The sequence below is a fragment of the Sphingobacterium sp. MAE genome (assembly GCF_056711605.1).
Map to the genome: position 1 here is coordinate 1906637 of NZ_CM160044.1, position 14373 is coordinate 1921009.

The following is a 14373-nucleotide window of genomic DNA, read 5'->3' on the forward strand; positions in this document are numbered from 1 at the left end:
CCCCATTAAAATTGTATTTTCGCAAGTCTTACAAAATTCCTCAATACAAAAATGGAGTACAATCACAAATCGTTAGAAAAAAAGTGGCAAAAATTTTGGGCCGATCATGAAACATTCAAATCTTCGGATACACATGACAAACCGAAATATTATGTTTTAGACATGTTTCCTTATCCTTCTGGAGCTGGTTTGCATGTCGGTCATCCACTTGGTTATATCGCTTCGGATATTTTTTCAAGATATAAACGTTTAAAAGGTTTTAATGTTTTGCATCCCATGGGATATGATTCATTCGGTCTACCAGCGGAGCAATATGCGATTCAAACGGGACAGCATCCAGCGATCACAACTGAAGCGAATATAAGTCGCTACCGTGAACAGTTGGATAACATCGGGTTTTCTTTTGATTGGAGTAGAGAAGTACGTACTTCTGATCCTTCATACTACAAGTGGTCGCAATGGATTTTTATGCAATTGTTCAATTCGTGGTATAATAATGAATCGAATAAGGCCGAGGTAATAGATACTTTAGTTAGTCGTTTTGAGGTATCTGGTTCACAAGGAATTAATGCTGTTTCTGATGATGATGTATTATCGTTTACAGCAGGAGAATGGCTTGCATTTGATGAAGAGAAGCAACAGCGTGAGTTGTTGAAATACCGGATTGCTTATTTGCGTGAAAGTACTGTTAACTGGTGTGCTGCATTAGGAACTGTACTTGCTAATGATGAAGTGATCAATGGTTTTTCTGAAAGAGGCGGATTTCCAGTAGAACAAAAGAAGATGATGCAGTGGTCTATGCGTATCACAGCATATGCCGATCGTATGTTGCAGGGATTGGATCTAGTTGACTGGCCTGAACCCTTAGTCGAGATGCAACGTAACTGGATTGGCAAGTCTGTCGGTGCCTTAGTGAAGTTTCCAGTTCCACAATTAGATACAAATATTGAAGTATTCACGACACGTGTAGATACGATCTTTGGTGTTTCATTTGTTGTGTTAGCTCCCGAACATGAATTGGTTTCAAAATTGACGACTGCTGAACAACAGGCCGACATCAGCGCATATATTGATAGAACAAGTAAAAAATCTGAATTGGATCGTATGTCTGATACTAAAACGGTATCGGGCGCTTTTACAGGCTCATATGCAAAACATCCGATCACGGGAGAAGATGTTGCGATTTGGATTGCTGATTATGTATTGGCAAGCTATGGTACTGGAGCTGTGATGGCAGTACCATCTGGAGATCAGCGAGATTATCTATTTGCTAAGCATTTTAATCTGCCTATCATACAAATTTCTGATTCACAGCAGATCGAGGAAGAAGCGGATCCAAATAAAGATGGTAAATATATCAACTCTGATTTTATGAACGGCATGAACTACCAAGATGGTGTTACTGCTGTAATCGCAAAATTGGAAGAGCTAAAATTAGGAAAGGCTAAAATTAACTACCGTATGCGCGATGCGATCTTTGGTCGTCAGCGATACTGGGGAGAGCCGGTTCCGGTTTACTTTAAAAATGGATTGCCATACTTGATTAAAGAAGAGGAGCTTCCTTTGCTATTGCCTGAGGTAGATAAATATTTGCCAACAGAAACTGGCGAACCTCCGTTAGGACGTGCAGAAAATTGGAAGTATGAAGATCAATACGAGTATGAACTGAGTACAATGCCAGGTTGGGCTGGTTCTTCTTGGTACTGGTTCCGTTATATGGATCCTCAAAATGAGGAGGCTTTTGCTTCTAAAGAAGCTGTCGATTACTGGAAATCTGTCGATCTATATATAGGTGGTTCTGAGCACGCTACAGGTCACTTGCTATACTCACGCTTCTGGAATAAATTCCTCAAAGATTTAGGTTTCCACAATGAGGAAGAGCCTTTTAAAAAATTAATAAATCAAGGAATGATTCAAGGACGTTCTAACTTTGTGTACCGTTTATTGAGTGATGAGGGGAAAGCGACAGATACCTATGTTTCTTACGGGTTGAAAGATCAATATAATACCATTCCACTACACGTAGATGTTAATATTGTCGTAAACGACGTCTTGAATCTGGAGAAATTCAAAGCCTCAAGACCGGATTATGCTACCGCAGAATTTATATTAGAAGATGGTAAATATGTCTGCGGAACGGAAGTGGAGAAAATGTCTAAATCGAAATTCAATGTCGTAAATCCTGACGATATCATTGATACATATGGTGCAGATACGCTTCGTTTGTATGAGATGTTCTTAGGTCCATTGGAGCAGGCGAAACCTTGGAATACGAATGGTATTGAGGGGGTATATAAGTTTTTGAAAAAAGTATGGCGCTTATTCCATGACGCTGAAGGTAACTTTAATATATCAAGTGATCAACCTACAAAAGCTGAATATAAGGCTTTGCATAAGATCATTAAAAAGGCTGAGGATGATATTGAACGTTTTTCATTCAATACTTCTGTTTCTGCTTTTATGATTTGTGTCAATGAGCTTACAGATCTTAAATGTAATAAGCGTGCTATTTTAGAGCAACTGGTTATTGTACTTCAACCTTATGCACCACACATCTCAGAGGAGTTGTGGTCATTATTGGGAAAAGAAAATGGATCCATCTCATATGCGACATACCCAACTTTTATTGCTGATTATTTAGTTGAATCTGAGTTTGCTTATCCAGTATCGATCAATGGAAAAATGAAAATGAATCTTTTATTGCCATTGGATCTGGATGCGAAAGCTGTCGAAGAAATTGTTTTATCGAATGAAGATGTTCAACGTTTTATGGACGGGAAATCATTAAAGAAGTTAATTTTTGTCAAAGGTAAGATTATCAATATAGTCGCCTAACCGGGGCAAGAGACAGTGTAAAAAAGACGCTTTTGAATTATCGAAAGCGTCTTTTTAGATTGATGGATTGTTGTTTCATTATGTTTCCCGAGCCTTATATATTTAATAGATGAGCGTTGCTCTATCGAAGTGATTCAGGATAAGTTTTTATTACCGGACGTTCTTTTCATCCCTCAGTTGACCCATTTACAATAAGCTTTTACTTTATACCAACCATGTAGTTTTTAAAACAATACATCTTGAAATGCTTCTGTTCTGTCAAATACAGATTTTGCAAAGGGACAAAGCGGCATGATTTTAACATTTTTTTTACGTGCATAATCTACAGCTTCCAAAACCATTTTTTTACCCACACCGTTGCCGTTAAATTCTGGATATACTTCCGTGTGGTCAATAATGAATTTATCTTCTCCTGCCCAGGTATATTCCATTATACCGGCTTCTTTACCATCTATTTCTGCGATTATTTGACCTTTCTTTTCGTCTTCAATATTTTTTATAGTCATCTCTTTTTATTTAAATAAACAGCTAATTTCTATTTTTGGTTTTTCAAAAATAAGATTTTTTACAATAATTTTTTTTCATTTAAATATTTCCAATAGCGTTTTGGCAAACTTTGAACATGTAATTTTGTATTTTTTCGTTCTTTTATATTAACAGCATCAAAGTAATTTTTCCATAGATTACTATAGTGTAATTCTTCATCATCTAATTGAATTACAACATGATTTTTATTTAATCTGTTAGTAAATTTAACCTCTGTGACCTGTGCTAGATCATAGTAAATGCCGTAATTCCTTTTTAAGTCGTAGATCAGCCATTTTTGATCGGCATAACGATCTTTGAAAAAATTAACAATTAAGGGTAATACGTTAAAGTCGGGTTCTAGATTTGCATAATATAAGCCATCTTTCATTTTTTGGAATCGAACAAATGCTTTAATGCGATGTCTTTCCCTAGAGACAGATTTTACTATTTTTTTTATTTTTAAAATATGATCATTTGCGTAATTAAGATTTGGTTTATTATTCGATTTAAAGTAATAAACAATACTCCTCAGTATGAGGAGTTCCATATTTTTCACCTCGGAAAGAAATACGTAGTAAAGCTCTTTAATTCCTTGCATTCCTATTTTTTTCTCTAATCCCAAAAGAACGCGTTTCACCTTAACATCATCTGTTATTACTGTTTCTGCAGTAACGAATAATCCGGACTGTATGTCCTGGTTATTTTGCTGAATATTTTCAACCTGCCATTTGTATTCAAAAGAACAAAATACACAAGTGATCAGTCCTGACCATGTACCATCATAAATAAGTGTTTTGAGCATCTTAAAATAAGCTTAATTGTTGCGTATTATTTTTGATGTATTTACTAGTAGACTGTGCTAATATGTATTGTTTAATATTTGCTCCTGTTTTATCAGCATATATTTGTTGAAATCCAAGACAAGTGATGAAATATTTCGCACGAACGATCGCAACTCCTAACTTTTGAAGATTTTCTATGCGTAAGGGACCAAATCGTCGAGCCATGATGATTTTCTTGGCAGATTGAACTCCAATACCTGGGATACGCACGATGGCATTATAATCAGCTTTATTGATATCAATAGGAAATACATGCTGATTGCGTAGTGCCCAACTTAATTTAGGATCAATATCAAGATCAAGCAGTGGGTGAGTATCATTAACGATTTCGTCGGCATTAAAACCGTAAAAACGCAAAAGCCAATCGGATTGGTACAATCTGTTTTCTCTAACCATAGGTACTGCAGAACCAATCTCAGGCAGTCTCTTATCGTAAGATATCGGAACATAGCCCGAGTAATAAACACGCTTTAGGTTAAAATTTTTATAAAAATGCTGCGCAGTCTGAATAATATGTTTATCAGATTCGCCTGATGCGCCAATGATCATCTGCGTACTTTGTCCAGCAGGAGCGAAGGTCGGTGTCGATTTGATGATCTTTCGTTCTTCATTTGTTCTTATAATTTCATTTTTCAGATAACGCATAGGGACAATCATATCTTCGCGATTTTTATCTGGAGCTAAGAGTTTAAGCCCTTCTTTTGTTGGTATTTCTAAATTGATGCTGAGACGATCAGCATATAAACCTGCTTGATGTACAAGTTCATCACTAGCTCCTGGAATAGTCTTTAGATGAATATAGCCATTGAATTTATGTTCTAATCTCAACTTTTTAGCTATAGAAACCAACCTTTCCATTGTATAGTCTGCGTTTTTAAAAATGCCCGAACTTAAAAATAAACCTTCAATATAGTTTCTACGATAAAAATTGATGGTCAGATCCACTACTTCTTGTACAGTAAAGGCTGCACGCTCTATATCATTGCTTTTTCTTGATACACAGTAAGCACAATCATAAATGCAATGGTTAGTCAATAAAATTTTTAATAAGGAGACGCATCGACCATCTTCTGTATAAGAATGACAGATCCCTCCTTGATTAGCATTGCCTAGACCTTTATTTTTATTAGCCCTATTGCTTCCACTCGAACTGCAGCTTACGTCATATTTGGCTGCGTCTGCTAAAATAGTAAGTTTTTGAAATATACGATCTGACATAAATCTATTAATTTTAGTAAATGTACTAATATTATTAGAATTAATATATATTGAATGAAATTTAGTAATGACTAGTCACATATTTTTTTAACATCTCTTTTGTTAAAAATACAGATCAATTCTCCGAGTGCAAAATGTAATATGTTAATATTTCAAATCATTTTACCTATATTTTCATCCTTAGCAGATTTATTTATGCTTTTTTCTTTATTGAGCGGTTTATTTTCGTTAAGCGAGGTGAATGGAATATCCCTTATTTGTATTATTCCACAGCGTTTTTTTTGGAGACAATTGATGTATATCGTACTCTTTAGATCGCTTAAGAAAGCATTAAAAGGAGAACTAACTAGCTGGGGAACTTTAAAACGGACTGGAAATGTGAAAGAAATATGATAAATTATTTTAAACAAAATGATGGTGATATTGACTTAATTCACGAGCTTATTTTATTCTTGTTGAGGCGATTTAAGCTAAGTATGATAATAGGCACATTAATCACGAATAGAATTGAATGAATGGAAATTAATCAAATTTATATAGAGCAAGTTATTGCCTCGCGAACATGGAAAATTCGTCAAGAGGTATTATATCCTAAGGGATCACTAAAAGATGTGATGATTGATGATGATTTTGATGGAACACACTTTGCCGCTAGCGTAGAAGGGGAGATAGTGGGTGTTATTTCTGTTTTTGAGGTTGCTAAAGAGACTTATCAATTTAGAAAATTTGCCGTATTATCTACGTTTCGAGGATATGGTATAGGTGCAGCATTGCTAAAGTCCGTTTTTGACTTTTGTGCGTTATGGAATGGTCGTGCACTTTATTGTGATGCGCGAGCAGATGCAGTTTCATTTTATAAAAAATTTGGTATGCAAGAGAAGGGGCAGCCTTTTTTTAAGGGAACGCTTGCATATGTCCGCATGCAAATTTGTTTAACCGACGATCTAGCATGATACTATTTGATATGGGCTAGTATCGATATCAAAATAGGTTTATCTATGGGAGTATGATGTCGTCATGTGTTAAACAATGTATAGACCTAATTCCACGTTTTTAAATTTTCAGAATAGAATTTCCATTCTGGTGTTCGTATAACTTTACCAGATAAGGCATACCAAGGACTTATAGATTTGTTAATGGGATTATTGATGATTTGTAATTCTTGCGCAGGCATGTAATTTTGTGCCATTAATACTAATTTTTGACCTGTTTTGGGATTTACTACCAGATCTACAACCACGATAGCATGACCGATAGGATTTCCTTTTTGAACAAAAGTATCTCCTATTTGCACATTATCCATCGATTTAACTGTCGATAATTCATCATGAAGAGATGCAGTGTTAGCATATGCGAAAATATATTCTAAGTATTTCCAGTATGTTGAATAGGAATAGTCCCCATCTGCAAATTTATTATAATACCTTGGCTTGCCATCAGACAGAAAATTAAAATGAATATCATTATATTTCTTATTTTGATATAAATAATCAGCTCGCAGTCTCATAACAGCATCTGCACATTGATGTAGATCTCTTTTTCCTATAGGCAGATCAACCACACTTGCATAGATGTCTCTTCTATCTTTAGTCCTTCCATTATAATAGGTCACGAGTTTATCAATAGGTTTGACTGGGAGCTGTTCTAAGAAATAACCAAATTCATTTTTCTTATAATTTATCCTTTCGTAGCTAACCGGAGGTTTGAATCTATCTTTAATGATTTTTCCCTCGGCATCTACAAATTGCTGATTATAGCCATCAACCATATGCAATTGTTCGGACTTATCTTCCAATTTATTTTGATTGGAAGATGCAGTACAGTTTATCAGGATGAAACCAATAGAAATAATACACAATATTTTCATTACAGTTGATCCTAAAATAAAACATTATATCCTAGAGAAAGACGGGCAAATGGATAACTTTTGTTTACATCAGGATAGTCTTTAAAATTACCTTCTAATCTAAAATAACCAGAATTCATGTTTAATGAAAAGTTTTTCAACAGACGTAGACTTCCGCTGATGGAAGCTGTGTGTAAAAAATAGTGGGATTCATTGCCGCTCAAGGTGACAAAATACCCCCCATGGTATTGTGCACCGAACTTAAACCTGTTCAGTACACTAATTTCCCCAGAACCGCGGACGTCAACACCTGGCCCATAATTGTAATTTCGGCTTTCTCCAAAAAGGAGGTAGGGATCTGGTACTGCAGCTAATATCACAGGACCGCCTCCTAGGGTTGTTGTTAATCGATTTTTACCACCCAAACTAAAGGTTGATATGACATTGTAATTCATGCTCTGTGCTCCATAAAAAAAAGCTTCGTTATGGTAAAAGTCATAATTTGCAGACAAAACTCCCAGATGTCTTCCCGGTAGATTTTTTAGTACCCGTTTTCCATAAAGTGAGGCATATACATTGACGGTGTTGACAAATGAACTGTCGTCACCGCCGACTTCCAAATTGACATAAAAATCATCAAATGGTTTCTTGTTTTCAATATCATCATTGGAATAAATCAAGCTTAACCGAACAAAGTAATCTGTTTTGCCTTTCGTGATGATATCTAGATCTTTGGTGTCGAAGCGTCGAAAACCAAAATCGACCTCAGCTCTAACTGTTGAAGAATCAATTACAGCACCTTTTACGACTCTTCCCCAACGTCCATCTAGTAGGCGATTTAGGCCATTGACAGGATTAATAAAAAAAGCTAATACTTCTTTTCCTTGTCGCTCTGCCAAAGAACTTGTCGGTCTAGATAGCACATTTTGTGAAATACGGTGAGTGATTTCACCTAATATAATACCACCATAAGTGGTGTTAACTAAATCATTGATCGAAGGGGCCTGTGTCTCGCCTGCCGTTTCCCATATAAAGCTTCCCGCCAAAGTGGCAGCAGAAGACTGCAGAAAGCTATAATTATTGGATCTGAACGCATTAAAATACAATTGACCATGATAAGGATGAGCAATTTGGTTTGTCGCAAAAGCATTATCGTCCCATGCCCATGCGTTTGGTTTAAGATGTTTAAACCAATTATTTAGCGTGATATGTGAGTATGGATCTTTTCTGATAAAATAATTGAATGAAGCCGGTAAAGCCTGAAACATAAACCATTCTGTTGCTGCCCTAGCAAAATGTTTACGTGGATTATGATTGATGGTGTCTTGATAATTAGGGAGTTGGTAATTTCCATTAGTAATTTTAGAAGAAGTTAGGATACTTTTACTGTTTTTAGTTGTATCAAAAGGAATTTTATTCTGTAACGGTTCGAAATTATTAACCGTATCGATATATTCCTGAATATACTCTTGGGCATGTAAAGTTTGCGTCGAAAGCAGAAACTGCAGCAGTAGCATTATTACATATAAGAAAAGAAATCTAATTTTCGTCATTTTGAGCATGTCATATATCAGGCTTAAATTCATAAACAAGTAATAAACTTAAATAGTTTTAAATTTAAAGCCGAAAAATATCATCGAAATACAGTTAATTTGACCAGAATCTGATTAAAAATTGTTAGATTCTTTAATTTCAAGTCTATCAGCTTCGGTAATATTCCTTATAATTTTACATGGATTACCAGCAGCAATAACATTTGCAGGAATATCCTTGGTCACTACTGATCCTGAACCAATGATACTGTTTTCTCCAATGTTTATGCCCGGATTAACGATAACATGGCCCCCTAACCAGACATTGTCAGCAATCGTGATAGATTTTGAGCATTGCCAACCTTTTGCACGGTCCTCTGGATGAATCGCATGTGTAGAAGTAAATAACGATACATGCGGTCCAAATAATACATTTTTACCGATTGTAATAGGAGCTGAGTCAAGTAAAGTACAGTTGTAATTAGCGAAGAAATTATCATCGATCGAAATATTGAAGCCATAGTCACAATAAAATGGGGCTTCGATAAAGAAACGATTGGATTTTGCTTTTAATAGATTCTTAATGATGAGTTGTCTTTCCTTAAACGATTTTGGCTGGGTATCATTAAATTTTTTAACCTGCATTTTTGCATGGAGTCTTTTTTCGAAAAGTTCTTTTCCCGATTCACGATAGAATTGATTCGTTACATTCTTATTATCCATGGGTCGAAATTACTTCAAAAAAACTAACTTTGTTATTGAAATAGAAAAAATTATGACAAATAATAATTTAGAAGCCCTAGCTCCTCAGGAGTTGTGGGCAAATTTTTCTGCATTAAATGCAGTTCCTCGTGCTTCTAAGAAAGAAGAACGTGTTATCGCATTTATGATAGATTTTGGTAAAAAATTGGGATTAGAAGTTTGTGAAGATCATGTTGGGAATGTTTTGATGAGAAAAGCTGCGACTCCAGGAATGGAAGATCGTAAAACAGTTGTTCTGCAATCTCATTTAGATATGGTACATCAGAAAAACAATGATACTAATTTTGACTTTGATACGCAAGGAATCGATATGTTTGTTGATGGAGACTGGGTCAAAGCTAATGGAACCACTTTAGGTGCTGATAATGGTATTGGTGTAGCCACGATTATGACTATATTGGCATCAAAAGATTTGGTACATCCTGCTATCGAAGCTTTATTTACGATTGATGAAGAAACAGGTATGACTGGTGCAATGGGACTGCAAGGAGGAGTTTTAACAGGCGAAATCTTATTAAATCTAGATACGGAAGAAGATGATGAAATTGATATTGGTTGTGCCGGAGGAATTGATGTAACGGCATCTAAATCTTACGTTGAAGAAGCAAGTCCTTCCGGGGCAGTAGCTTTTGAAATTGCTGTAAAAGGACTTAATGGTGGCCATTCTGGTATTGAGATTCACAAAGGATTAGGCAATGCAAATAAAATTATGAACCGATTGCTGTACAAATCATATGAAGAATTTGGTTTACAGATTGCTACTTTAAATGGCGGAAGCTTACGTAACGCAATCCCTCGCGAATCGGTTGCCAAAGTGATTGTGTCTTCAGAACATGAAGATAATTTTGCATCCGATCTAGCACCTTTAGTAGCTGATATTCAAGCTGAATTTAGAACAGTAGACGCTGGTTTGACGATAACCATTGAAAAGCTAACGCAGGTTCCCGCCCGAGTTATTTCAGCTCATGATCAAGAAAAGCTGATCAATGCGATCTATGCAGCCCAAAATGGCGTATATCGGATCAGTGCTGATTTCGACGATTTAGTGGAAACTTCTAATAATATTGCCAAGGTTAGTGTTGCTGACGGTAAAATGAGTATCAAATGCTTAACAAGATCATCTGTCGAGAGTTCTAAAATAGATTTAGCACAATCTTTGGAAGCAACTTTCTCTTTAGCAGGATTTGACGTCGAATTTTCCGGCTCATATCCAGGTTGGACTCCAAATGCAAATTCTGAAATCTTAGAAATATTAAAGCGTATTTATGTAGAACAGCATCAGGAGGAACCAAAAGTGGTTGCTTGCCATGCTGGATTGGAGTGTGGAATATTAGGTAAAAATTATCCTGAAATGGATATGATATCGTTTGGGCCAACCATCTTGGGAGCCCATTCTCCAGCAGAAAGAGTATCTATTTCTTCTGTTCAGAAGTACTGGGAATTTGTAAAACAGATCTTGAAGGAAATTCCAAAGAAGTAATATATTAGTTTTTATGAAAAGGCTTAAATTAATTTTTAAGCCTTTTTTATTTTTATCTATTGTTATTTCGACAAAGATTCTTTAGATTTACTTTTAGAGTTGTAAGAATAAACATATATAATACTTATTTCTTAACGATTATACCTCAATATCTCCTTCTGTCTTCAACTGCTTTCGACCGATTCCATATAATTTTAAATTTATTCAAAAAGGACAAAATTTTATTCTTGGCAAAATTGCCATTGATTCATATATGATTGGAATTTATGTTCAAATCCATAATAAGTGCAATGTTATACTGTTTATTTTTTAGCTTATATGCGTTTTTTATATGTTTTTGTTAAAATTTAACGCAACAAAAAGCATGTTTTAACACATGCAATTGATGTTAAAATTAGTTAAATAGGTATGGGAGTTTTACTTTTGCACCATCAAAACTATATCAAACACATCTTACATGAAAAAGTCTCTACTTTTTTTTGCTCTTGCTGTTGCAAGTTATGGCACAATCCATGCACAAACAACAACAAGTAGTGTTACAGGGGTTGTCAAACAATCTACTGGACAAACAACGACAGGTGCAACCATTAAAGTTACACACCAGTCAAGCGGAGCCACCTTCAGCGGATCGGCAGATTCTAACGGACAATTTAACATCGTAAATCTTCAAGAAGGAGGGCCTTACAAAATTGAGGTTACCTACATTGGTCAAAAACCCCTTGTTTACGAAAATGTGTTCTTGAAAGCCGGTCAAGCACTACATTTAGACCCTGTTTTTGCAGAATCATCTTCAACAAATTTGGGTGAAGTTGTTGTGGTAGGTCGTGGTTTGATTGACATTGCTGAAGATCGTAAAACGCCAATTGCTGTTTCCACTATTTCTCAACAAGAAATTGAAGAAAAAGTAGGTGCACAAGATATCACGGCGACTTTGGCTAATACTCCATCTGTATATGTGACAAGTCAAGCGCGTGGTTTTGGAGAGTCTTCGATGACCACTCGCGGATTCGATCAATCTAATACTGCCTTCTTATTAAACGGTCAACCGATCAATGGTATGGACAATGGTCGTGTATTTTGGTCTAACTGGAGCGGTTTGACAGATATTGCTTCTCTTGTTCAAATTCAACGTGGCTTAGGATCCTCAAAATTAGCGATTTCTTCTGTTGGTGGTACAACAAACTTTGTTACTAAGTCGACAGATATGAAACAAAGTGGTTTTATTAAGACAACGATCGGTAACGATATGTTTGTAAAATCAACCATAGCTTATAACACAGGTTTAATGAAAAGCGGATTCGCTGTCTCAGCAATGGTTACAGGATGGCAAGGTAATGGGTACATGAAAGGTACTGAAGGTGCTGGTCAAAACTATTTTTTATCTGTTGGCTATAAGGTAAACGAGAAGCACAACTTAAATCTAATGGTGACAGGTGCTCCTCAATGGCACAATCAAGGTTATACTTCCGAATTATCTAACTTCTTGAAAGAAGGAAGAAAGTATAATGATAACATAAAAATAATTAACGGGGTAGAGACTAACCCACGTAAAAATTATTATCATAAACCAGTTGCTAATTTAAACTGGGATTGGACAATTGATGATAAATCATCGTTATCAACGGTTGTATATGCTTCTATGGCTCGTGGTGGCGGTCAGTCACTACGTAATGATGCTTCTAAAGAAAAAGTTCCTTATTTAGCTGCTGATGTTAATAATCACCAATGGTATGGTGTAGTTTCTAACTATAACCGTAAATTAAACGATAATTTAAACTTTAATATTGGATTTGATTTACGAGACTACAAAGGAGAGCACTATAGACAAGTTACAGATCTATTAGGAGCTCCAAGTATATCACATAAAGACAATGTAAATTTACCTGGATTGACCGTTACTTCAAATCAGTATTCTACAAATCCTTGGAAAACATGGTCAGATAAACCAACTGATGCTAAAGATCGCTTAGCTTGGGATTACGAACAAATTATTCGTTACGCGGGTTTGTTTGGACAGATCGAATATGCGAAGGATGGTTTCACAGCATTTGCGCAAGGATCGGTATCGCAACAGCACAATAGCCGTAATGATGTATTTTTATACAAAATCGGTGAAGGTAAATCAGAATCTGTTAACAATTTTGGATATAATGCTAAAGGAGGATTAAGTTATACATTAGGTGGTCATACGTTATTTGGTAATGCGGGATATTATTCACGTCAACCTTACCAGAACAATATCTTCATGAACTACAAAAATGATGTTAATCCATATGCTGTTAATGAAAAAATCTTAGGATTAGAATTAGGTTATAAATATAATTCTAGATATTTTGATTTAAGCGTAAATGCGTACCGTACAACTTGGGCTGACCGTACAACTGGTAGCTCTTTTACTGCTACTCAAAAAGAAGTGGATAAATATGGAGCTGACTTAGTTCAAGTTGGTAGTCTTATTTACAATACAAACTATGGTGTAAAACAGGATCACCAAGGTGTAGAATTGGAATTATTGACACGTCCTTTTTCTTTCTTACAATTAAAGGGTTTCGGTTCAGTAGGTAAGTGGGTATATGATGGTGAATCCAATACTATCGTCCGTAACGAGGATCGCGTTGTATTAGAGAATAAAGTAAGGGATTTAACAGGTGTTAAAGTGGGTGATGCTGCACAAACATCATTCGGAGCTGGTGCTAAAGTATTCATCATAAAAGGTCTTTCTGTAGATGCTGATTACAGAAGATATGAAAGATTATACGGTGCATTACCGAGTAATACACCTACAATGAAATTACCGAATTATGATCTGTTAGATGCGGGTATATCTTATAGAGTTGCTGTGAGTGAGAAAAATGCGATCAGTTTCCGTGTTAATATGAATAATGTTTTGGACAAGTTGTATATTTCTGAAGCTACTTCAAATGTTGAGTCTAAAGCAGGTGCCACATACTGGAAAGGCATTGATACTTCAAACTACGTGTTGATGGGATGGGGACGTACATGGAATGCTTCTGTTAAATTCACTTTCTAAGCTCGAATACAAATACATAATTATATTTCTTAAAGCCGTTGCAATACTTGCAACGGCTTTTTTAATACCGATTAATCTGGATCTTAAAGAAAGATATATGATGTTCTTTCTGGGATGTTATATTATTTTTGCCAATTGATTTATTAGAATGGAGAAACAATGAGATAGGGTTAGGATATCTAATTTAAGGTGAAAATAGACATGGTTATAAGCTTTATTCTGCTGTCGATCACGACTATTTTCCACCTTATGATCGATCATGTTTTTTCAGTATAAAATACTCATTAAGACCAGGTTTA

General features: G+C 35.5%; 10 protein-coding genes. 4 read left to right on the top strand and 6 right to left on the bottom strand.

The features are described from left to right. Positions 1-51: 51 nt before the first annotated feature. The gene (gene leuS / locus AC06G9_RS08110; protein WP_480957846.1) at positions 52-2835 is read left to right on the top strand and encodes a leucine--tRNA ligase; all 2784 of its coding nucleotides are present in this window, start codon (positions 52-54) and stop codon (positions 2833-2835) included. A 224-nt stretch (positions 2836-3059) separates the two neighbouring features. Here the strand turns inward: leuS and AC06G9_RS08115 are convergent, their stop codons facing one another. From AC06G9_RS08115 to AC06G9_RS08125, 3 genes are read right to left on the bottom strand one after another with little or no spacing between them, the layout of a single operon-like run. Further along, a complete protein-coding gene (locus tag AC06G9_RS08115; RefSeq protein WP_045754472.1) occupies positions 3060-3341 on the bottom strand; it encodes a GNAT family N-acetyltransferase in 282 nt (93 codons plus the stop codon). Positions 3342-3400: 59 nt separating this feature from the next. Next, positions 3401-4165: a TIGR03915 family putative DNA repair protein gene (locus tag AC06G9_RS08120; protein WP_248754146.1), complete on the bottom strand. Its 765-nt coding sequence runs from the start codon at positions 4163-4165 to the stop codon at positions 3401-3403. Between the two features lies 1 nt (position 4166). Beyond that, on the bottom strand, positions 4167-5423 hold the full coding sequence (locus tag AC06G9_RS08125) for a putative DNA modification/repair radical SAM protein (RefSeq protein WP_480957847.1): 1257 nt from the start codon (positions 5421-5423) through the stop codon (positions 4167-4169). 515 nt (positions 5424-5938) lie between these two features. Between AC06G9_RS08125 and AC06G9_RS08130 the strand changes: the two genes are divergently transcribed. Then, positions 5939-6376: a GNAT family N-acetyltransferase gene (locus AC06G9_RS08130; protein ID WP_480957848.1), complete on the top strand. Its 438-nt coding sequence runs from the start codon at positions 5939-5941 to the stop codon at positions 6374-6376. Between the two features lie 86 nt (positions 6377-6462). Here the strand turns inward: AC06G9_RS08130 and AC06G9_RS08135 are convergent, their stop codons facing one another. The 3 genes from AC06G9_RS08135 to AC06G9_RS08145 form a co-directional block, all read right to left on the bottom strand. Further along, positions 6463-7290 carry a DUF4846 domain-containing protein gene (locus tag AC06G9_RS08135; RefSeq protein ID WP_480957849.1) on the bottom strand — a complete coding sequence of 276 codons (828 nt, stop codon included), beginning with the start codon at positions 7288-7290 and terminating at the stop codon, positions 6463-6465. Between the two features lie 11 nt (positions 7291-7301). Further along, positions 7302-8822, bottom strand: coding sequence for a DUF3943 domain-containing protein (locus tag AC06G9_RS08140; protein ID WP_480957850.1), 1521 nt, complete (start codon positions 8820-8822; stop codon positions 7302-7304). A 114-nt stretch (positions 8823-8936) separates the two neighbouring features. Next, the gene (locus AC06G9_RS08145) at positions 8937-9524 is read right to left on the bottom strand and encodes a sugar O-acetyltransferase (RefSeq protein ID WP_480957851.1); all 588 of its coding nucleotides are present in this window, start codon (positions 9522-9524) and stop codon (positions 8937-8939) included. A gap of 52 nt (positions 9525-9576) precedes the next feature. Between AC06G9_RS08145 and AC06G9_RS08150 the strand changes: the two genes are divergently transcribed. Both AC06G9_RS08150 and AC06G9_RS08155 read left to right on the top strand, forming a co-directional pair. Further along, positions 9577-11043, top strand: coding sequence for an aminoacyl-histidine dipeptidase (locus AC06G9_RS08150; RefSeq protein WP_480957852.1), 1467 nt, complete (start codon positions 9577-9579; stop codon positions 11041-11043). Between the two features lie 457 nt (positions 11044-11500). Further along, positions 11501-14074 carry a TonB-dependent receptor gene (locus AC06G9_RS08155; protein WP_293925286.1) on the top strand — a complete coding sequence of 858 codons (2574 nt, stop codon included), beginning with the start codon at positions 11501-11503 and terminating at the stop codon, positions 14072-14074. Positions 14075-14373 lie beyond the last annotated feature (299 nt).

Bases quoted from the DNA above. Each gene is read 5' to 3' on its own strand.
- AC06G9_RS08140 (WP_480957850.1), bottom strand. From the start codon at position 8,822: ATGACGAAAATTAGATTTCTTTTCTTATATGTAATAATGCTACTGCTG.
- AC06G9_RS08130 (WP_480957848.1), top strand. From the start codon at position 5,939: ATGGAAATTAATCAAATTTATATAGAGCAAGTTATTGCCTCGCGAACA.
- AC06G9_RS08150 (WP_480957852.1), top strand. From the start codon at position 9,577: ATGACAAATAATAATTTAGAAGCCCTAGCTCCTCAGGAGTTGTGGGCA.
- AC06G9_RS08135 (WP_480957849.1), bottom strand. From the start codon at position 7,290: ATGAAAATATTGTGTATTATTTCTATTGGTTTCATCCTGATAAACTGT.
- AC06G9_RS08155 (WP_293925286.1), top strand. From the start codon at position 11,501: ATGAAAAAGTCTCTACTTTTTTTTGCTCTTGCTGTTGCAAGTTATGGC.
- leuS (WP_480957846.1), top strand. From the start codon at position 52: ATGGAGTACAATCACAAATCGTTAGAAAAAAAGTGGCAAAAATTTTGG.
- AC06G9_RS08145 (WP_480957851.1), bottom strand. From the start codon at position 9,524: ATGGATAATAAGAATGTAACGAATCAATTCTATCGTGAATCGGGAAAA.
- AC06G9_RS08120 (WP_248754146.1), bottom strand. From the start codon at position 4,165: ATGCTCAAAACACTTATTTATGATGGTACATGGTCAGGACTGATCACT.
- AC06G9_RS08115 (WP_045754472.1), bottom strand. From the start codon at position 3,341: ATGACTATAAAAAATATTGAAGACGAAAAGAAAGGTCAAATAATCGCA.
- AC06G9_RS08125 (WP_480957847.1), bottom strand. From the start codon at position 5,423: ATGTCAGATCGTATATTTCAAAAACTTACTATTTTAGCAGACGCAGCC.